Source organism: Martinezella tropici, assembly GCF_008370325.1.
Lineage (GTDB): Bacteria > Pseudomonadota > Alphaproteobacteria > Rhizobiales > Rhizobiaceae > Rhizobium > Rhizobium tropici_B.
Genome location: NZ_VNIP01000008.1, coordinates 530086 through 549379 on the forward strand (window position 1 = coordinate 530086; position 19294 = coordinate 549379).

19 protein-coding genes are annotated in these 19294 nt (G+C 60.5%); 7 read left to right on the forward strand and 12 right to left on the reverse strand.

The features are described from left to right. Positions 1-10: 10 nt before the first annotated feature. The gene (locus FP026_RS15665; protein WP_149635529.1) at positions 11-1273 is read right to left on the reverse strand and encodes an FAD-dependent monooxygenase; all 1263 of its coding nucleotides are present in this window, start codon (positions 1271-1273) and stop codon (positions 11-13) included. A 39-nt stretch (positions 1274-1312) separates the two neighbouring features. Here FP026_RS15665 and FP026_RS15670 point away from each other — a divergent pair, with 39 nt between their 5' ends. The 3 genes from FP026_RS15670 to FP026_RS15680 all read left to right on the forward strand — a co-directional run bounded on the left by FP026_RS15670 (position 1313) and on the right by FP026_RS15680 (position 4632). After that, positions 1313-1795 (forward strand): MarR family winged helix-turn-helix transcriptional regulator, encoded by a 483-nt coding sequence (locus tag FP026_RS15670; RefSeq protein WP_246665360.1) that lies wholly within the window; start codon positions 1313-1315, stop codon positions 1793-1795. A gap of 129 nt (positions 1796-1924) precedes the next feature. Further along, entirely contained in the window at positions 1925-3508 is a 1584-nt protein-coding gene (locus FP026_RS15675; RefSeq protein WP_246665361.1) for a diguanylate cyclase domain-containing protein, read from the forward strand. A 161-nt stretch (positions 3509-3669) separates the two neighbouring features. After that, the gene (locus FP026_RS15680; protein ID WP_149635532.1) at positions 3670-4632 is read left to right on the forward strand and encodes a S1C family serine protease; all 963 of its coding nucleotides are present in this window, start codon (positions 3670-3672) and stop codon (positions 4630-4632) included. Positions 4633-4691: 59 nt separating this feature from the next. Here FP026_RS15680 and FP026_RS15685 read toward each other — a convergent pair whose 3' ends face one another. The 6 genes from FP026_RS15685 to ltnD form a co-directional block, all read right to left on the reverse strand. After that, a complete protein-coding gene (locus FP026_RS15685) occupies positions 4692-5468 on the reverse strand; it encodes an SDR family oxidoreductase (protein ID WP_149635533.1) in 777 nt (258 codons plus the stop codon). Beyond that, positions 5465-6451, reverse strand: coding sequence for a D-erythronate dehydrogenase (gene denD / locus FP026_RS15690; protein WP_149635534.1), 987 nt, complete (start codon positions 6449-6451; stop codon positions 5465-5467). The genes FP026_RS15685 and denD overlap by 4 nt, the downstream gene beginning before the upstream one ends. 201 nt (positions 6452-6652) lie before the next feature. Continuing rightward, positions 6653-7417 (reverse strand): hydroxypyruvate isomerase family protein, encoded by a 765-nt coding sequence (locus FP026_RS15695; RefSeq protein WP_188112588.1) that lies wholly within the window; start codon positions 7415-7417, stop codon positions 6653-6655. 2 nt (positions 7418-7419) lie between these two features. Next, positions 7420-8070: a 3-oxo-tetronate 4-phosphate decarboxylase gene (gene otnC / locus FP026_RS15700; RefSeq protein ID WP_149635536.1), complete on the reverse strand. Its 651-nt coding sequence runs from the start codon at positions 8068-8070 to the stop codon at positions 7420-7422. After that, complete coding sequence (gene otnK, locus FP026_RS15705) at positions 8067-9341, reverse strand: 3-oxo-tetronate kinase (RefSeq protein WP_149635537.1); 1275 nt, start codon at positions 9339-9341, stop codon at positions 8067-8069. Before otnK ends, otnC begins: the two co-directional genes overlap by 4 nt. 3 nt (positions 9342-9344) lie before the next feature. Beyond that, a complete protein-coding gene (ltnD, locus tag FP026_RS15710) occupies positions 9345-10211 on the reverse strand; it encodes an L-threonate dehydrogenase (protein ID WP_432444127.1) in 867 nt (288 codons plus the stop codon). 211 nt (positions 10212-10422) lie between these two features. On the opposite strand from ltnD, the gene FP026_RS15715 reads away from it, so the two are divergent. From FP026_RS15715 to FP026_RS15725, 3 genes are all read left to right on the forward strand, one after another. Then, entirely contained in the window at positions 10423-11421 is a 999-nt protein-coding gene (locus tag FP026_RS15715; RefSeq protein WP_149635539.1) for a LacI family DNA-binding transcriptional regulator, read from the forward strand. Positions 11422-11769: 348 nt separating this feature from the next. Continuing rightward, positions 11770-12087, forward strand: a complete 318-nt coding sequence (locus FP026_RS15720; RefSeq protein ID WP_188112589.1) for a hypothetical protein — start codon at positions 11770-11772, stop codon at positions 12085-12087. Between the two features lie 252 nt (positions 12088-12339). Continuing rightward, entirely contained in the window at positions 12340-12711 is a 372-nt protein-coding gene (locus tag FP026_RS15725; RefSeq protein WP_149635540.1) for a hypothetical protein, read from the forward strand. Positions 12712-12834: 123 nt separating this feature from the next. Here FP026_RS15725 and FP026_RS15730 read toward each other — a convergent pair whose 3' ends face one another. From FP026_RS15730 to FP026_RS15740, 3 genes are all read right to left on the reverse strand, one after another. After that, the gene (locus tag FP026_RS15730; RefSeq protein ID WP_149635541.1) at positions 12835-13275 is read right to left on the reverse strand and encodes a VOC family protein; all 441 of its coding nucleotides are present in this window, start codon (positions 13273-13275) and stop codon (positions 12835-12837) included. 191 nt (positions 13276-13466) lie between these two features. After that, the gene (locus FP026_RS15735; RefSeq protein ID WP_149635542.1) at positions 13467-13688 is read right to left on the reverse strand and encodes a hypothetical protein; all 222 of its coding nucleotides are present in this window, start codon (positions 13686-13688) and stop codon (positions 13467-13469) included. Positions 13689-13964: 276 nt separating this feature from the next. Beyond that, entirely contained in the window at positions 13965-15110 is a 1146-nt protein-coding gene (locus tag FP026_RS15740) for a helix-turn-helix transcriptional regulator (RefSeq protein ID WP_149635779.1), read from the reverse strand. Between the two features lie 648 nt (positions 15111-15758). Here FP026_RS15740 and FP026_RS15745 point away from each other — a divergent pair. Next, a complete protein-coding gene (locus FP026_RS15745; protein WP_149635543.1) occupies positions 15759-16811 on the forward strand; it encodes a dipeptidase in 1053 nt (350 codons plus the stop codon). A gap of 70 nt (positions 16812-16881) precedes the next feature. Here FP026_RS15745 and FP026_RS15750 read toward each other — a convergent pair whose 3' ends face one another. After that, positions 16882-18279 carry an LLM class flavin-dependent oxidoreductase gene (locus tag FP026_RS15750; RefSeq protein ID WP_149635544.1) on the reverse strand — a complete coding sequence of 466 codons (1398 nt, stop codon included), beginning with the start codon at positions 18277-18279 and terminating at the stop codon, positions 16882-16884. A 36-nt stretch (positions 18280-18315) separates the two neighbouring features. Beyond that, complete coding sequence (locus tag FP026_RS15755) at positions 18316-19293, reverse strand: ABC transporter permease (RefSeq protein ID WP_149635545.1); 978 nt, start codon at positions 19291-19293, stop codon at positions 18316-18318. Between the last annotated feature and the right edge of the window lies 1 nt (position 19294).

The following is a 19294-nucleotide window of genomic DNA, read 5'->3' on the forward strand; positions in this document are numbered from 1 at the left end:
TCGGCAGGCTTCAGGCGGCGTTCTTTCGATCTATGGAATGATTTACACGCAGTGGGGCGAGATCGGCTCGATACGCAAACAATTTGCGGCTAGCCCTGATGCTGATCGGGATGAAGAGGGGAAGAAGCAGGTCCCTCAGAAACAGGCTAAACCGACTGCTTTTTCGTTTCCGCGAGGCATTTTGCCGAGTAAGTTTCACCACGCGGGCAATGCGCGGGCGCCGCAGGTCTTCATAGCGGGCGAAGGCCGCACCGTAGTCGAGCGTATCGGCGAGGCAGGCGGACAGGACCAGGGCATCTTCTATAGCCATCGATGCGCCTTGGCCGGCGTGCGGGCCGATCGCATGGGCGGCATCGCCGAGCAGCGCCATCCGCCCCTTGGACCAGATCGGAAGCTGTGGCATGTCGAAAATGGGATAGCTGCGCTCGATCCTGCCGATCGCGCGCAGGATCGACATGGTGGGTTCCGGATCGTCCGCATGCATCTGGCGAAGGTGGGCAGCCAGCGCCTCAGGCTCCATAGTGCGTAGCGCATCCGGCGCGTCGGCGGGGAAGGAATCGAACCAGTAAACCGGATGGGATGCCGTCTTGATATAACCGAAGAAGGCCTTCTCTCCGAAGGTCATGCGCATTATGCCATCCGTATCCGGTATGTCTGCGTCGATGATCCCTCCCGCGCCGATCAGGCCCGTAAACTGCGGCAAGGGGTAATCCGGAAATATTTGCGCGCGGACGGAGGATCGCAATCCATCGGCGGCAACGAGCACGTCGACCGCAAGGCTGGGACCTTCGGAGAAGGCGAGCGTTACGGCATGCGCGTGATTGTCGACCCTGGTCACGCGACGACCAAACTGCACGATAACGCCATCCGCCAGGCACTTCTCGATCAGAATACTGGCCAGAGCGCCGCGTTTGATCGTCACGGCGGGCGTGCCGAAGGTTGCAAGGTGATCGCTTTGATCCACGAGCGCGAGCCGTTTCCCTCGCGCATTGCAGAGCTCGATGGCGCGGGTCTCCAATCCCTGGCGCAATACCTCCTCGTAGCAGTCCACTGCCCGAAGCCCGTTCAGGCCGTTGGGGGCGAGCGTCAGAAATTCTCCTTCCGAAAAGGCGGCTTCCTTTGAGCGGGCTTCGAACAATATCGGACGAAAGCCGAGCTTTGCCAGTCGGAGTGCAAGCACCAGCCCGCCAACGCCTGCGCCGCATATGCCGATCATCGTTTCCGGATGCATTGCTCGATTGCCAGTTGCGGCATGCTCGGCGATGGGGCACATTGGTTCTTCCTTCTAATAGTTTGATGAATGAATTATTTGATGAACGAACAAAAGTCAAATGAAGACAAGCAATATCTCGCGGAAGCCATCGAATTCGCCTGCATGCGCTGGCAGGAGGCGACTGAAAGCTTCGACGAGGCCTTCGGCAAGCTGCATGGGCTCAACAGCGCCGAGCGACGCTGTCTCAGCGCGATCATGCGCGCGCCGCAACCCGCAAACGCCGTCGCCAAGGCCATCGGCCTTGCGCCGCCATCGGTCACGGCCTTGATCGATCGCCTTTCGGCCCGCGACCTTGTCCATCGCATTCCCGATCCGAACGATCGGCGTCGTGTGCTGGTCGCCCCTTCCGAGAAAGCGATCAGGCTGGGAAAGGAGGGCTATGGCCCGATCCAGGAAGCCGGCTTGCGGATGCTGAAGCAGTTTTCCGCAGCGGAAAAGCAAGTGGTCCTGCGGTTCATCACGCAGGCCATCGAGATGCAGGAGCGTGAACTTGTTCGGCTGTTGAAGGAAGACAAGGACTGATTTCGATCGTCGGCGGATGACGCGCCGATTTTAGAGGCGCGGTACGTCTTGCCATGATCTACGGCATTCCTTTACCATCCGGTGTTATAATCGGGCCTGGGGATAAATTTGAAGGCCCGCTTGGAGAAGATGCTGGACGCGGAAATCGTCGCATTCCTGGAAGCGTGTCCGATGGCGGCACTTGTGCTCGACGCCGTCGGCTCGATCATCTTCGCCAATGCGCAAGCTCGAGAGCTCTTTGTCCTTTCGGATGCGCCCCGCGACCTATCCGTCTCGGATTTGATACCGGACTGGCCACTGCCTGCTGCTGCCTCGCAGCCATTGCTCGTGACGGGCGCTGGTCATCGACGGGACTGCCGGGTCAGCGTCCTGGCTTGGCCCTCGGCGTCAGGAAAGCTGACGGCGGTTCTTATCGAACCGGAGAGCGAAGACCGCCATGCCGCGGTGGCGGCGAGAGAGGCCAATCTGCGCCTTCGATATGTGATCGAGATGCTGCCGGAAGCTGTCTGCGTCTTCGATGCGAGTGATCGCTACGTTCTATGGAACGAAAAATATGCGGAGCTTTATCCGGACGTCGCCGATCACCTCAAACCCGGCATCGCTTTTGAAGATATTCTGAAGATCAGCCTTGCCAGCGGCCGCATGCCCGAGGTCGTCGAAGACAAGGATATGTGGCTGAAGCAGCGCATGCGAAAGTTTCGCCAGCCGGTTTCACAGGAGGAGCAGCAGCTCAAGGATGGGCGATGGCTTCGGCACGATGATCGGCGCACGCCCGACGGCGGAGCCATCGGCATGCGGATAGACATCAGCGAGTTGAAACAGCGCGAAGAGCGGTTGCGCCAGCTTTTCGATGCCAATCCGATGCCGATGCTCCTGTGCGATGGCAGTAGTCTGCAGATCCTTCAGGTCAACCGGGCGGCGATCGACTTCTATGGCTTTGCGAAAGCGACGCTGCTCTCATGGAGGGCGTGCGACATGCATGTCGAGAGCGAGGCGGATCGCTTTGCAGATGGGCTTCTCGAACTCGAAGGCGATTGTGAGGCGAGAACCGTCTGGCGACAGAGAGTGGCCGATGGGACGGAACGCCACGTGCTCGTTTACGTTCGGCTGCTCCATGAAGGTCTGGAACGCCGCCTCCTGCTGACCATCGCCGATGTCAGCGATCGCATTCTCGCGGAGGCCGAAGCCAATCGCCTGGCACGGCACGACATGCTGACCGGATTGCCGAACCGGATGTGCTTCTACAAAGCCCTCGATGAAGCCTTGAAGATGAACAATGGAAAGGGCGTCGCTGTTTTCTGCCTTGATCTCGATGGGTTCAAGCCGGTCAATGACACGTTCGGGCATGCCGCAGGCGACGAAGTTCTCAAGATGGTGGCCGAGCGGCTGCGCGGTGCAGCCAGAGGCCATATGGTTGCGCGCCTGGGCGGCGATGAGTTTGCCATCCTGATGACCGGGGAAGTGGGCGATATCGCCGATGTGGCTAAGGGCTGCATTGCCGCCTTCAAATCCTCTTTTCGCATCGAGGGTGCCACCGTCGATATCGGTATCAGCATCGGCGTTTCGGCGGCGCCGGAGAATGGCGAGAACGGAGAGGTTTTGATCCAGGAAGCGGACCGTGCCCTCTACCGAGCCAAAGCCAACGGCCGGAATACATGGCGGACGGCGAGCAGCGGCAACCGTCAACAGACTGTTTCAGGGCGCATGAGATAAGAGCCGGCTCAGAAACGCACCGCCATGTGTGGCTCTTGAACTTGGCCTGATCTCTCCTCATTTCAGTAGTCACTGTTTCAATCTGTCGAACCGACAGCCTCCTGCTTTCTAACAGTTGCTGCCGTTCCTCTATGCGACGCGTCCGCGTCGAGGGAGTTTTCATGGGCTTTATTGATCGCGACATCCAGCCGTCATCCGATGCCGGGCTGCTGGATGCCTATTCCCAATCGGTATCGAGTGCAGTCGATCTCGTCGGGCCGGCCGTCAGCCGGATCGAGCGATTGGGTGGTCGTGCCGGGCATGGTTCCGGCTTCGCCATTTCGCCTGACGGCCTCGTCGTGACAAATAATCATGTCGTCGACGACGCGAAAGCCGTGCGCATCAAGACCCCGGAAGGGGCAACCGTCGAGGGAAGGGTGCTCGGGCGCGATCCGGATACAGACCTCGCGCTCATCCGCGCTAACGATTGGCCGGGCAATTGGGCGAGACTTGGCGATTCCAAATCGCTGAAGCGCGGCCACATTGCGATTGCCATCGGCAATCCGCTCGGCTTCGAATGGACGGTTACAGCAGGCATTGTGTCGGCACTCGGCCGGTCGATGCGCGCGGCCAGCGGTCGCCTAATGGAAGATATTATCCAGACGGATGCCGCGCTCAATCCCGGCAATTCCGGCGGCCCGCTGGTCTCATCGGCTGGCGAAGTGATCGGCGTCAATACCGCCGTCATCCAAGGTGCGCAGAGCATCGCGTTTTCGGTCGCCTCCAACACGGCCAAGCATGTGGTGTCCGAGATCCTGCGCTTTGGCCATGTCCGGCGCGCCTATATCGGCATTGCCGCCGATACGGTCGAACTGCATCGGCGCGTCGCACTGGAGGCCGGCGTCACGCATTCGACCGCCGTGCGCCTGCGCCGTGTCGAGAAGGATAGTCCGGCCGAAAAGGGCGGCTTGCAGGAGGGTGACTACCTGCTTGCCATCGACGGCCAAGCCGTATCAGGGATAGACGACGTCGTACGGCTGCTTGATGGCGACAAGATCGACACGGAAATCGAGGTATTGATCTTCAGCGTCGGTGGCCTGATCGAGCGAAGGCAGGTCAAGCCTTCGGCGCGACCGGCAATCTAGCCCACACGCCAATTCGTAATATCGGCAGCGTCGTGTTCACGACGCTGCCGATTGTCTATTTAACCTCTGCCAACAAGCGGCATTTTCGTCGCCATGACGGTCATCGAGAGAACGTTGGCGTCGAGCGGCAGCGTGGCCATGTAGACGACGGCGCGCGCGATGTGCTCTGCCGAAATCGTCGGTTCGGCTGCGATCTCGCCATTCGCCTGCAATACGCCGCCGCTCATCCGCGCCGTCATATCGGTGGCCGCATTGCCGATATCGATCTGGCCGCAGGCGATATCGAAAGGGCGGCCATCGAGCGCCGTCGATTTCGTCAGGCCGGTGATCGCGTGCTTGGTGGCCGTATAGGGTGCGGAATGCGGCCGCGGTGTCGTCGCAGAGATCGAGCCATTGTTGACGATGCGGCCGCCTTGCGGCACCTGGGCTTTCATCAATCGGAAGGCCTGCTGTGTGCACAGGAACGCGCCGGTCAGGTTCGCGCCGAGGATGGCGTTCCACTGCTCGAAACTCAGCTCCTCCATCGGCACGGCCGGAAGGCCCATGCCGGCATTGTTGATCAGAAGGTCGAGGCGGCCATAGCGGCTGGCAATGGCATCGAAGAGGCCGCGGACCGAATTGGGGTCGCTGACATCGGCTGCGATCGCAAGAAACTCCGCCCCCGTTTCCTTGGCGAGTTCGCGAGCCGCCTTTTCGAGAACGTCGGCACGACGTCCGGAGATGACGACCTTGAAGCCGGTCGAGCCGAGTGCCTTGGCAATGGCATGGCCGATGCCCGTGCCGCCGCCTGTCACCAAAGCGATTGCGTTCTTTGTGCCCGATGACACCTCCGTCATGCGACCCTCCCGTCAAGTTCGTCTTCGATATGCGCTTGCAGGATTTCGTCAAAGCTCTGTTCGGCCTTGAAGCCGAGATCGGTCGCACGCTTGGCGTCGAACTGCGTCGCCCATCCGGAAACGATGCGTTCGATCACCGGATCGGGCTCGCGGCGGATGAGCGCAACCGCCTTGTCGCCGCCGACACGACGCAGGGCATCGATCTCATCGGAAACGAGCGCCGAAAGCCCGGGCATGGTGAGATTGCGTCGCGGCCCGACCTTCGCTGTGTCGAGCGTTGCGGCATGCACGAAGAAACCGACGGCTGCGCGTGGGCTTGCAAACCAGTGCCGTACCGTATCGCTGACAGGCAGGATGGCTTGCCTGCCGACAAGCGGTTCGCGTAGGATGTTGGAGAAGAAGCCCGACGCCGCCTTGTTTGGGGCACCGGGCCGCACGCAGATGGTCGGCAGCCGGATCCCGATACCATCGAAAATGCCGCGGCGCGAGTAATCGGCGAGCAGGAGCTCCGCAATCGCCTTCTGAGTGCCGTAGCTCGTCAGCGGTGCGGTCAGGAATTCGTCGCCAATAATCTCGGGGAAAGGGGTGCCGAACACGGCGATGGAAGAGGCGAAGACGACGCGAGGGGTATAGGCGGATTTCAGTCCCTGCTGGCGGATGGCTTCGAAGAGCGCCCGAGTCCCATCGAGATTGACCATATAGCCCTTGTCGAAATCGGCCTCGGCCTCGCCGGAGACGATGGCGGCGAGATGGAAGATCATGTCCGGACGGTCTTCGATGAGCTTTTCCGCAACACCCGGTGTTGCAAGGTCGATCGTCAAAGCCTTGGATACGGATGCAAGCGCCTCCGGCATCGGCGGCTGGAAAGCATCGACCAGCGTCAGGCGATCGATGGTCCGTCCAAGAGCGGTTGGCTCGGCGGCAATGCGGTTGACAAGCTTGCGGCCTACCATGCCCGCAGCGCCCAGGATCAAAACATGCATATCGGCTTTTCCTCCCAATAGAGCAATTCCAGGAAAAGTGCGTAGCGGTTTTCCGTCCGGAATTGCGAGAAAACAAACAGACGGAGCGGTTCACGGATTCAATGAAAAGCTAAACCGCTCCAGGCTGATATCAGTCTTCGGGATCATTCCCGAGTGAATTTCCTTAAAGGCCGTCGAGCATCCGGGATGCTGGCCGTTCTTTCATCTGTATGCTTGCAGCCAGGCAAGCCCTGCGTCCGTCGTGGTGGCCGGCCGATATTCCGCGCCGATCGGTGCGTCATAGCCAAGCGTTTCCAGGAACTGCAGAATGTGGCGGTAATCGATCTCCCCGTGGTCCGGCTCGCGCCGGTCCGGAACGGCGGCGATCTGGATGTGGCCGATTGCGGCCATATGCGCTTGCAGCCTATGCTCTAGGTCGCCCTGCATGATCTGGATGTGATAGCAGTCGAACATCAGCTTGAGATTATCGGCGCCCACTTCAGCGATGATGCCGAGCGCCTGATCCGCCGTCTGCAGGAAGTAACCCGGCGCGTCGCGGTGGTTGAGCGGCTCGATCAGCACGGTCGCCCCCACCTTACCGGCGCGCTCGCAGGCATAGCGCAGATTGCCGATGAAGGTGGCTCGCGCCTCGTCGCCGCCAGCCTTGCCGGCCATCACATGCACGTTTCGTGCCCCGATCGCAGCTGCATAATCGATCGCCTGATCGATGAGACGACGGGCTTCATCCTCGCGGCCCGGAATGGCGGCAAGTCCATTGTCGCCAGCCGCGACATTGCCGCGGGCGGTGTTGAGGCCGAGCATGGGAAGGCCGGTTTTCTCCAATGCCTGGCGCACGGCCTCGGTGGGAGTGTCATAGGGATAGTGGCATTCCACGGCATCGAAGCCGGCGGCCTTGGCGGCGCGGATCGCATCCGGAAGGGAAAGCTCCTGCCACAGGAATCCCAGATTGGCCGAAAAGCGCGTCATGTTCAGTCCCATTCCACATCATAAGCGCGGACGAGATCGGCGATCTGCGCATCCGTCAGTAGCGAAGGATTGGCTCCGCGCGTCAGCATGGCAAGTTTTGCCGTCTCTTCCAGTTCCTCTATCGCATAAACCGCCGCTTCCAGATCTTTCGCCGAAACGACAGGTCCATGTGCCGCCAGCATCACGGCGCTGCGTTTGCCGGCAAGGCCGCGGATGGCATCGCCCATGGCCGGATCGCCAGGCATGAAATAGGGCAGGAGTTTTACTTTGCCGAGCTTCATGATCGAATAGGCCGTCAACGGCGGCAGCATGTTGTCGGCATCGACGCCGGGCAGGATCGAGAGCGCAACCGAATGGCTGGAATGAAGATGGACGACGGCGCCGGTCTTTTTCGGCCGCGTCTCGTAGAAGGCGGCATGCAGCGGCATCTCCTTCGTCGGCTTGTCGCCGCCGATCAGGCGTCCTTCGCCATCGAAGAGCGAGAGGCGGGCGGGATCGAGGCGCCCGAAGGAGCTGCCCGTTGGTGTCACCAGCAGTCGCCCGTCGCTGAGCCGGGCCGAAATATTGCCAGAGGAGCCGGCGGTCAGGCCGCGATCGTAAAGCGATTTGGCCATCATGCATATCTGTTCGCGCAATGAGGCTTCTTCGCTCATGTGGCCCCCAGTCTGCCGAAAGCGTCCGTAAAGAAGGTTTCCTCGCCAAAGTTGCCCGATTTCAAGGCGAGGGCGACGGTTTCTTCACCGATGGCTGCGAAGGTCCAGGGGACGCCTGGCGCTATTTCCGGGCCGATCGCCAGATGCGTGACGCCTAGCGCCTGCGTGATAGCACCGGAGGTCTCGCCGCCGGCAACGACGAAGCGGCGCGTGCCGCAATCGAAGGCTGTGCGGGCGATCTCGGAAAGAGCGTCCTCGACGATCCGGCCCGCCTTGTCCCGCCCCAACCGCTCTTGAGCTTGCCGCACCTCGTGGGGTTCGGCGGTGGCGTAAATGAGTTTCGGCGCATCGGGGGATTGCTGACGTAGCCATTCCAGCGCTGTACCGGCGCCTTCCTCTGCAAGCGCGATCGGATCGAGCCGCAGGCTGGCGACCTTGCCGGCATAATTGGCAACCTGCCTCCGCGTCATCGCGGAGCAGCTGCCGGATAGGACGATCGAACCGCCGGCGACCTTTGGCACTGCCTGTCGATGTTGCGAGAGACCTGCGAGCTCATGCTCCATGTAAGAACGTGGAAGCTGGCCGGCGATCGCGCTGCCGCCTGTCAGCAACGGCATATCGAAGGATGCCGCCGCGATCGTGCGGAGATCGTCGTCGCAAACGGCATCGACGATTACATGTTGAATGCCGTCGCCTTTGAGTTGATCCAGTCTTGTTTTCAGCGCTGCCGGACCTCTTGAGACGACGTCGCGGTTGGCAAGGCCGACAGCGCCAGCTACTTGCGGCGTTAGAAGCCGCACAAGGCTTGAATCGCGCATTGGCGTCAGCGGATGGTCCTTCATCGGGCTTTCCGACAGAGGCTGCTCGCCGACGAAAAGATGGCCCATGAAGACCCTGCGCCCATTCTCAGGAAAGGCCGGGCAGTAGATCGTCTGGGCCGCACCCGTCTCAGCCATCAGCATTTCAGCGACCGGACCGATATTGCCTTCGGCCGTGCTGTCGAATGTCGAGCAGTATTTCCAGAAGAAGCGGTTCGCTCCCGCTTCCTTCAGCCAATCCAAAGCTTGCCGGGCCTGCTTCACGGCAATGTCGACCGGCGATGTCCGGCATTTCAAGGCGATGACCTCAAAGGCGGCCGTCTCGTTCCGGTCGCGTTTCTCCGGCGGTGTGCCGATCCGCAGCGAAACGGGCAATCCGCTGCGCGCGAGCAGCGCGGCAAGGTCGGTCGCCCCGGTAAAGTCATCCGCGATGCAGCCGAGCAGGAGCGCCATGGTTTAACCTTTCACGCCCGGCAGGCTGGCGCCGCTCTTGGCGGCCAGGATTTTTGCAACGGCTGCGTCGTCTTCAAGACCTAAGCCTGCTTGCGATGCTTCGACGAACAGCTCAAGCGCTGTTGCCGCGAGCGGGGTGACGGCTCCAGCCCTGCCGGCCTCCGATGTCACGATGCCGAGGTCCTTGACGAAGATGTCGACCGCCGAGCGTGGCGTGTAATCGCCTGAAACGATGTGCTCGCCGCGGTTCTCGAACATCCAGGACGAGCCAGCGGAAACGCGGATCACCTCATAGAGCGTCTTGAGATCGATGCCGGCCTTGGCGGCAAGGGTCATGGCTTCGGCTGTCGCGGCGATGTGCACGCCTGCCAGCAGCTGGTTGATCATCTTGACTTGCGAGCCGGCGCCAGGGCGATCGCCCAGCCGGAAGACTTTAGCCGAAATGGCATCGAGCACCGCTGATGCCTGATCGAAGGCTTCCGGCGTGCCGGATGCCATGACGGTAATCTCGCCCGCAAGAGCGCGAACGTGACCGCCGGATACGGGCGCATCGATGACGAGCATGCCTGCTGCTTCCAGCCTTTCCGCGATGGTAGTCGTGGCGCTCGGGGCCATGGTGGCGCAGAGCAGGAATACCGTCGAAGGTCGCGCGGTTTCCAGCGCGCCGTTCTGCCCGAAAAGCACGTCCTCGGTCTGCTTGCTGTTGACGACATAGATGAGGATTACGTCGGCGTCTTCTGCCGCTGACGACGGCGTCGTGCAGGGCGTACCGCCGTTCTCGGCAAAACGGGCGAGAACCTCGCTGCGAACATCGCAGCCGCGCACGCTAAAGCCCGCTTTCAGAAGCGACAGGGCAGCGCCCCACCCCATGGACCCCAGGCCGATGACGGCGGCCTTCTTCGTGTTCTGCACGGTGTTACCTCTGCGATTTTCAGCTCATGTTACCGATACCGGTATCGGTAACATACCACAAATTTCGCTATAATTGTCAATAGGAGGCTGTTTGCCTTTTCGTAGAAACATTCTATGAAGAAGAGCGGCGTCATGCCAGCCGCTATGGTTCATCGAGGGTTGCTTGGGGATGCGCAAACCCACTCTGGAAGAAGTCGCGACCGAAGCGGGCGTCAGCAAGATGACGGCGTCGCGCGCCCTGCGTGGCGTTGCCGACGTCTCCAGCGAGACGCGCGACAGGGTGATCGAGGCGGCAACGCGGATGAACTATGTGGGCAACAGACTAGCGCTTTCGCTATCCTCGCAGCGCACCAATCTGGTCGCCGTCGTCGTTCCCAGCATGTCGAACATTGTTTTCCCGGAGATCCTTGCCGGTATTTCCGCCGGGCTCGATGGTTCCGGCATGCAGGCCGTGTTCGGCATATCCGACTATGACATGGCAAAGGAGCGCGACATCATCCGCGATATGCTCTCCTGGCAGCCCTGCGCCATCATCGTCACCGGTCTGGACCAGCCGGAAGAAACGGTGGACGTGCTCCGCCGCGCCAATATTCCGGTCATCCAGCTCATGGATCTCGATGGCGCGCCGATCGATTTCAATGTCGGGCTGTCACATAGCGCGGCGGGCGAAGACATGGCCGAAGCGCTCATTGCCGCCGGTCGCCGGCGGTTCGGCTATGTCGGCAGCGCGCTAGAAAAAGATCTGCGTGCCGGCAAGCGCAAGGCCGGTTTCGAACGTGTATTGCGCACGCACGGCCTGGGTTTCATCGAGCAGCGGATCGACGATGCCTTTTCTTCGATCGCGCTCGGAAAGCAGCTCACGACGGCAATGCTCGCGGCGGTGCCCGATATCGATTGCATCTATTATTCCAACGACGACATGGCGAGCGGCGGATTGTTCGCCTGCATGGAGCTGGGTATTGCGGTTCCCGGCCAGGTGCTGATTGCCGGATTCAATGGGCTGGATCTGGTCGGCTCTCTGCCGGCGCCGATCGCCACGTCCCGTTCGCCAAGGCGCGCCATGGGCGAGATGGCCGCGCAGTTGGTTCGCCGAGCTGTCGCCGACGAAGGAGATATCGGCGAGAAAACCATCATATTCAAACCGACGATCACCGGCATCGAGCGTTAGGGATATTGCCGTCTGGATAGCGGAGCCGCGATGTCAGGCCGGTATTGAAGGCGGCGCGGCCTCTTACGTTCAGCAATAAGATTTCCCATAAATTCCACCTGGCGGAAACATTCGGACATGGGCGAGGCGAACGCGTCGGCTAGACCGGTATCGGGTTTGCTGCGTTGCGGAGGTTCGACTGTCGATGCGGTCCATAATCCGTGGCGATGCGCCGAAAGTCCGAATAGTGGTGACGGCATCAGCTTGTGAGCAAGTTGTCATTTCGTATGCGTGCTACTAATCTGGGTAGCATCAGGGGATTGGGAATTCATGTACGACGATTCGATCCTGCCGCCAGAGATTGCCGTCTTGCTTGGCTTGATCTGCAACATCGGCGCGCTGCTTTTGGCTTTCTGGGCGGCGGGAAAGTTACCTCGACTGCGCCTCTGGTTTCATGCCGCCGCCTTCGTCGCGATCCTGGCCTCGCCGCTGGTGGCCATGATTCTTGGCCTGCCGGATCTTTTTCCTGAGGAGGAAGACAGCCCGGGCGCCCGTTTTGCTTTCTTGCCGCTGATCATAGAAACGGCCATTATCGTGCTGCTCTATTGTCTCGCCGGCGCAATGCTTCTGTCCCAGTCGGTCCATTCGGCCATTACCGATTGGCGGGATGGAGATCGTACCCCCTGACGCAGATCGCGCAAAAATGTGCGGTGGTTTTGCGATAATGCCGGCTGAATGGCGTGAAATCTCGAAGACTTGAATTCTGCCGGCTGTCGAGGAAATTGCGAGCGCAGCTGCGCGGCCGCCAACGATTATTCCGTCGATAGTCCCCTTGACGTCCGACGGTGTGCCATGATCAGGCTCCGGAGGCGTTCAGGCAGAGTTCAGGCGAGTTGGTGTATCTCTGCCTCGTCCATAAGAGAAAATGGGGTAAGGGAAATGTTGGAACGTTTCGTACGAGTATCGCGTGTCGCCCTGGTCGGGCTGGCCGCGCTGCAACTGATGACCTCTGTCGCCTCGGCACAGTACTATGGCGGCGATGACGGCTATGCCCCGCCGCCCTGGCAGCGTGACCAGGGCCGTGATTGGAACCGCCCGCCGCGCGGCTGGGACCGCGACCGGGATCGCGATTGGGACCGTGATCGCGGCTGCAGCCGGCGCGAGCTCATGCGAGCCGCCCGTGCCGAAGGCTTCCGGCGCATCGATTCAATTGACAGCAATGGGCGGCGTATCGTCGTTCGTGGCTGGAATGATGGCGGGCCGGACCGCATGGTCTTCGCCAATCGGAGCGGCTGCCCGGCTCTCAACTGATAGCCGAAATAGCGTAAGCGGAAGCCGAGTGTGGATCGACTTCCGCTTACCTTAGCGGCCGCGCATCCTTTCGACTGGCTAAAAGGATGCGCCGTTGCTGCTCTTGAGCTTTGCCGCCCAACCTCAGGCGGCGGCGAACTTCTTTTTCGCAGGAACAGCGCCGTTGGTCTTGTCGGATATGACTGACGCCTCGACGTCATCGCTTTGCGACGTCACGATGAATTGCCAGGACACGCCCCAGGGATCTACCACCGGGCTGCGTCTGTCCGGCGAACTGTCCCTTTCCAGAGCATCGCGCAAACGATCCGCTTCGGCCTGCGTTGCGCATTCGAAGATGATGGAAGAGCAATGCTCGGAGCGATCGAATGGCCCGGCCTCGAAGCCCATGAAGGAACGGTTGCCGAGTGTGAAGCCTGCGAACTTCACGCTGCCGGCCGGACCGTTCGGATTATCGGTTAAGATGTTCGAGATCCACCCGGTTGCCGAATTCGGAATAAGCGTCGCGTAGAATTCGATCGCTGATTCCATATCACGCCGAAACCAGAGATGTTGCCTGACTTTCATCACTATTCGCTTTCTTCAAGTCCCGCCCGGATAGGGCGCCGCATGAAGGAGGCATGCCTGCCGTGTTGGTGGGTAGAACTCGTGCCGCCGGCGAGCCGCCTTCTTGGTGAGCGGTGGCGCCGGCGGCATGCTGAAGAGTTGCTGCTGGCCGTTCGTGCCCACCCCTGCGGGGCACGGACGGGTACGCAACACTATTTTTCGGCAACTCTACCAGCGAGAGCCATGACATAGTCGTCGGCGATGTCGGCGAGGGTCAAAGCGACTTCCGGCTCATTCCAGCCGGCAGCAAGCACCATTTGTACGAAATCGCGAAACGCTACTTCAAGAACTTCTTCGCGTTCGACGGCGCGATAGGCGTCGGTGGAAGGATGTTGAGGTTTGCTGATGTTCATTGTCTGGCGAGTCGATACCATTGCTATGTTCCCTAAAGCTTTGCCTTGGCGGACGGAGGGTACATTCGCCACCCACCAAGGCTTTGGTGTCCAAACGATTATTATGCTTCTTTTCTAATAGGTTACGCGCAACATGTCGTTAGCCGTGCATCCTGAAACTTGCAGCAGCGTCCATTTTCGCAATTGCTGAAGTGCGATCCGGCGGCTCAGGTCCGAGATGGCGGAGGCGAATGTATCGCCCAGCGCGCGAAGCAATCCGCTTTGCGCGCGTTTATGGGATGTCAAAATCCATCGTCTCTAGTGATAGTAGCCGAGGGTCCTCAGCCATTCTTCGAAGGAATGGGTGCTGTCTGGCGATCCCGGCGAGGCGACTTGTCCAAGATAGCGTGGAATGGTGAGATTTCTTGCTTCGCGAGGACTGTAGCCAAATTCCTTGCTGAATGCCCGGCTGAAGTGTGCTGCCGACGAAAACCCGACACCAAAGGCTATATCGAGGATCTGCTCCCGGTTCGCCGGATCGCTGAGCGCGGCATGGGCCGACAGGAGACGGCGTCGCTGGATATAATGATGCACGCCGCCATATTGCTCGAAGATTTGGTAAAGCCTGGTGCGGGATATGCCGAGCTGCCGGCATATCTGCTCCACCGTCAGATCGCCTGCGGCAAGATTGCTTTCGACGAACCGCCGGACACGCTCCGTTACCGCAAGAGTGCTATGCTGTTCGACGCCCGTCGATTGGGCGGCCGATGTCGAAACGGATGCCACGATCATGTTGCGCACCGTCTGGACGACATGCGGCAGGTCCGTCGCCGCAAAGCGAGGAAGATTATCCGCGATGCTGTCGAGATATTCGATCAGCATGCCCGTGAAGATCCCAGAAAGGGCGATGTTGTTTTCGATCTCGACGGGGGCGGGAACCTCGAACAGCAATGCTCGTGGCAGAAAGAGCGAGAGGGTTTTCGCCTCGGTCGATCGTCCGCGAAAAGGATGCCCGAGAGAGCGCAATTCTATCTTGCCCGGCTCGCCTTCCAGCACACGCCCGTCGACCTCCGTCCACGTCCGGCCATCGCTCAGGACGGAAATATGCCAGTGATCGATGAGGTTGGCTTTTACCTTCGCCTGTGAGCGCATGTAGCTGTGAGGAGGCGTATCCTGCTGAACGATGAGCATGCCACCGAGATTCCAGGCCACATGGTCCGCGGGAAAGCCGGTTTCCGGCGAGATATTGTCCGGCGGGCGGATGTCGACCAGCGGTGCGACATAGGTCTGCCAGGCAGCAAATTGTGCCGCCGGTTCGAGCTCGCGCGTTGAAAACCGCAGCGGCTGCAAAGCCGGTGGCGGCAACGTTTCATCGGTAGCCGGCTTTTCCGGTCGCGGAAAGCGTCGCCGATCAGACGGCTGGGGCCTTCTGTCCTCGCGCCACGACCGATCCTTCGCCTCGATGGACGCAGATGCGGATTGTTCTTCGCGCCGCAAATCAGACAATCCGGTCTCCTCGAATACCGTCGGGATAAAACATGAGCACCACCTTCAAACGGCCACTCATGATGTCGACAGATAGATGGCCGCTTGTTTCAACAGGAATAAGGTCCAAAGCCTGCTTCGGGCTATCTTTTCTCCAGCGAAACGACATATTGCACCTCGCCGTATCCTTAGCTACCTGATGATGCCAAACCTCTTCATTTGCAGCGCGATTTCGAAAAGGCAAGTCCTGCGGGTTATCAACCTCATATTCGCGTGGCAATTGCTCTAAACTACGGCACAGGCGGTGTGGATTCGTATCGTATCGGCACATATCGAGCGACTTCGGGATGGCGGGCCGATCGAGAGTTGCGCAAGCGCCGACTGCCTTCGGGCGGCGCTGCAGACCAATGTCGTACCGGTATTCGATTGAAGGCGTTGCTGTCTTTCGGCGATAGCTCTATGCCGCACATAACGAGGCTTGGCATGGTCCGGTCTCCATCATATCCTCGCGGAGCTCCTCACCGGCGCGCTTTGCGAGCAACCATTCCGTTTTTCGTGCGTAGTTTGCATTTGCCCGTCCCGCCAAATTTGTCTACGCGGCTATCAACCACAGTTTTGGAATGAGACATGACCGACTCCTCGATAATCCCCGTCTTTGATGGCCACAACGACGTGCTGCTCCGGCTGCGGCGCGGCGGCTTGAATTCCGTCGATGCCTTCCTGAATGGCGAAGCTCCCGGGCATATCGATCTGCCCCGTGCTCGCCGCGGCGGCCTCGCAGGCGGGCTATGTGCCATATTCATTCCGTCGCCATTCATTCCGTCGCCGGATCAGCCGAAGCCCGAAAACGCCGATTTTGCCACGCCTACCCAGCCCGACGCGTTGAACGAAACTCTGGCCATGGCGCGGCTTCTGCTTGCGATCGAGGGTCGGTCCGAGGGAGCCGTAAAGATTTGCCGTTCGGCCGCCGATATCAAGCGGTCGATTGCCGAAGGCCAATTCGCTGCCATTTTCCATATCGAGGGCGCGGAGGCTGTCGCCGCCGATCTCGATGCCCTTTACGTCCTGTATCAGGTCGGCCTGCGCACGCTTGGACCCGTCTGGAGCCGCTCGAACGTCTTTGCTCATGGCGTGCCTTTCCGCTTTCCCTCGACGCCGGATATCGGCCCCGGCCTCACCGATGCCGGCAAGGATCTGATCCGCGCCTGCAACGAGCTTAAGATCATGATCGACCTCTCGCATATGAACGAGCAGGGCTTCTGGGATATCGCGAAATTGTCGGATGCGCCGCTGGTTGCCTCGCACTCCAATGCGCATACGCTTTCCCCACACAGCCGCAACCTGACCGACAAGCAGCTCGACGCGATCCGCGATACCGGCGGTCTGGTCGGCATCAATTTCGGCGTGCTGTTCCTGCGTGACGACGGCGTGAGAAACACGGATACGCCGCTCGACATCCTCGTTCGCCACGCCGCTTACATTGCCGAGCGCATTGGCATAGAGCACGTCGCGCTCGGTTCCGATTTCGACGGTACGACCATTCCCGCAGCGCTCGGCGATGCGAGCGGCCTGCCGAAGCTGATCGACGTCTTGCGCGCGCATGGCTTTGACGACCAGGCGCTCGCAAAGATCGCCCATCAGAACTGGGTTCGCGTGCTCGAGCAGACCTGGGGCGGCTGAGACGAAGCATCTTCTCGTCTCTGTCCAAGGCGAGCAACCGCGGAAGCTCGCAGAGTCCCTTGCCTAAAGCCTATCCGGCACGTCTGGATAGGGTCGTAGCTTTCCCAAGATTACGATAGCCGGTCGCCGGATGCGGTGCTGCGAGTCTTGGGCCGCTGCCGCCGAGCTTCTCTCGCAGGGTGCCCGCGCGATACTCGGTCTTGTAGACGCCGCGCTTCTGCAACTCCGGTACCAGAAGATCGACGGCATCCTCGAAGCTTTCGGGGGTGACGGCATAGGCGAGATTGAAGCCGTCGACGTCGGTATCCTCGATCCATTCCTGCATGAGGTCGGCGACAGTCTGTGGCGAACCGACAAAGACCGGACCGAAGCCGCCGATGCCGACCCAATCGGCCATCTCCCGCACCGTCCATTCCTTGTCCGGATCGATGGTGGTGAAGGTCTCGACGGCGGATTGCACCGCATTGGTATGGCGATGGCGCAGCACCTCGTCAGGAGAGAACTGACCGAAATCGATACCGGTCCAGCCGGAGATCAGAGCCTGCGCGCCTTCCAGCGAAACGTATTGACGGTATTCGTTGAACTTGCGCTGCGCCTCGGCATCCGTCTCGCCAAGGATGACGGTCTGGAGGTTGAAGGAAAGGATTTCGCGGGGATTGCGTCCGACACGCTCGGCGGCCTCGCGAACATTGGCGACATAGCGCTTCAGGACTGCTTTTGAAGGTGCCGCCACGAAAATGCACTCGGCATGCGCGCCGGCGAAATCCTTGCCGCGGCTGGAGGCGCCCGCCTGATAGAGCACGGGGGTGCGCTGCGGCGACGGCTCGCTGAGATGAATGCCGGGAACGCTGAAATGCTTGCCGGAATGGCGGATCGGGTGCACCTTTTCCGGCCGCGTGAAGATACCGGCTTCGCGATCGCGGATGACGGCGTCGTCTTCCCAGCTGCCTTCCCAGAGCTTGTAGCAGACTTCGAGATATTCCTCGGCCAGCGCATAACGATCATCATGCTGCGTCTGGGCCGACTGGCCGATATTGAGCGCGCCGCTGTTGAGATAGGAGGTGACGATGTTCCAGCCGACGCGCCCCTTCGTCAGATGATCGAGCGTGGAGATGCGCCGGGCGAAGGTATAGGGATGCTCGAAGGAGAGCGAAGCCGTCAGGCCGAAACCGAGATGCTCGGTCTCATAGGCCATGGTCGGGATGAGCTGAAGCGGATCGTTGACCGGCACCTGTGCCGAATGGCGCAAGGCCGCCTCCACATTGCCGTTCAGCACGTCATAGACCCCGAGCACGTCGGCGATGAACAAGCCGTCGAATTTGCCGCGCTCCAGCGTCTTTGCCAGATGGACCCAATAATCGAGGTCCTTGTAGGTCCAGGATTTGTCGCGCGGATGGCGCCAGAGGCCTGGTGACTGGTGTCCGACGCAATTCATGTCGAAGGCATTGAGCCTGATTTGGCGTGTCATTTTGCTATTCCTGCGATTGTATCGTTCGGCCGGCGCTCAGGCGCCGACGGCTCTCTTGTTGACGAAGCTGAAGGCGAGCACGGCGAAGATCAGCAAGCCGGTGCCGACCTGCTGCCAGTAAAAGTTCAGGCCCGTCAGCAGCAGGCCATTGGCAACGATGCTTAGGAGCAGAACCCCAAGCACCGTGCCGGCGACGTTCGGCCGGCCCAGCGGCGAAAACGTCGTGCCGATGAAGGTGGCGCCGATGGCGTTCAGCATGAAGCCGTTGCCGGAGGAGGGGATATAGACGGTGACCGTCGCCGTCAGGATTAACCCGGCAAAGGCAGCAATCGTGCTTGCAAGAATGAAGGTCACGGCAACATGCTTTGCCAGTCCGATCCCCGAATAGCGCACCGTGCGCGGCTGGATGCCGATGGCAAGCACGACTCGGCCGAAGCGCATGCGTGCAAACAGAAGGGCCGCGCCCGCGATAATGATCATGGCAATCAGAAGCGGCACAGGAAGGCCGGCAATCGTTCCATGGCCGATAAAGCGGAAAGCCGCGGGGACACCCGAGGGCGGCAGATAGACCGGATTGCCGCCATCCGTCAGCAGCTGCTGGATGCTGCGGCCGATGAACAGCGTTCCGAGCGTTGCCAGGAATGGCGACACGCCGATCGCCGAAATCAGGACTGCATTGACGGCGCCGACCAGGGCTCCGGCGCCAAGGCCCGCCAGAGCGGCCAGCGGCACGGGCAGGCCCGCAAGAATACCGGAAACGAAGGCGAAGCTTGCGAAATCGACTGCCGTCCCGACCGAAAGATCGATGCCGCCAGCGGCAACGGCGAAGGTCATGGCGATCGACACGATGGCGAGCAGCGTGAAGTTGTTGAAGAGAATGCTCTGCAGATTGCCGACGCTGAGAAACGTCGGCGCCACGGTCGAAAACAACGAGAAGACGACGACAAGGGCGATAATGAGCCCATAACGGGCGAGCCCGGCGAATGATCGTGTCGGAGCGATGGCAGCGGTCATG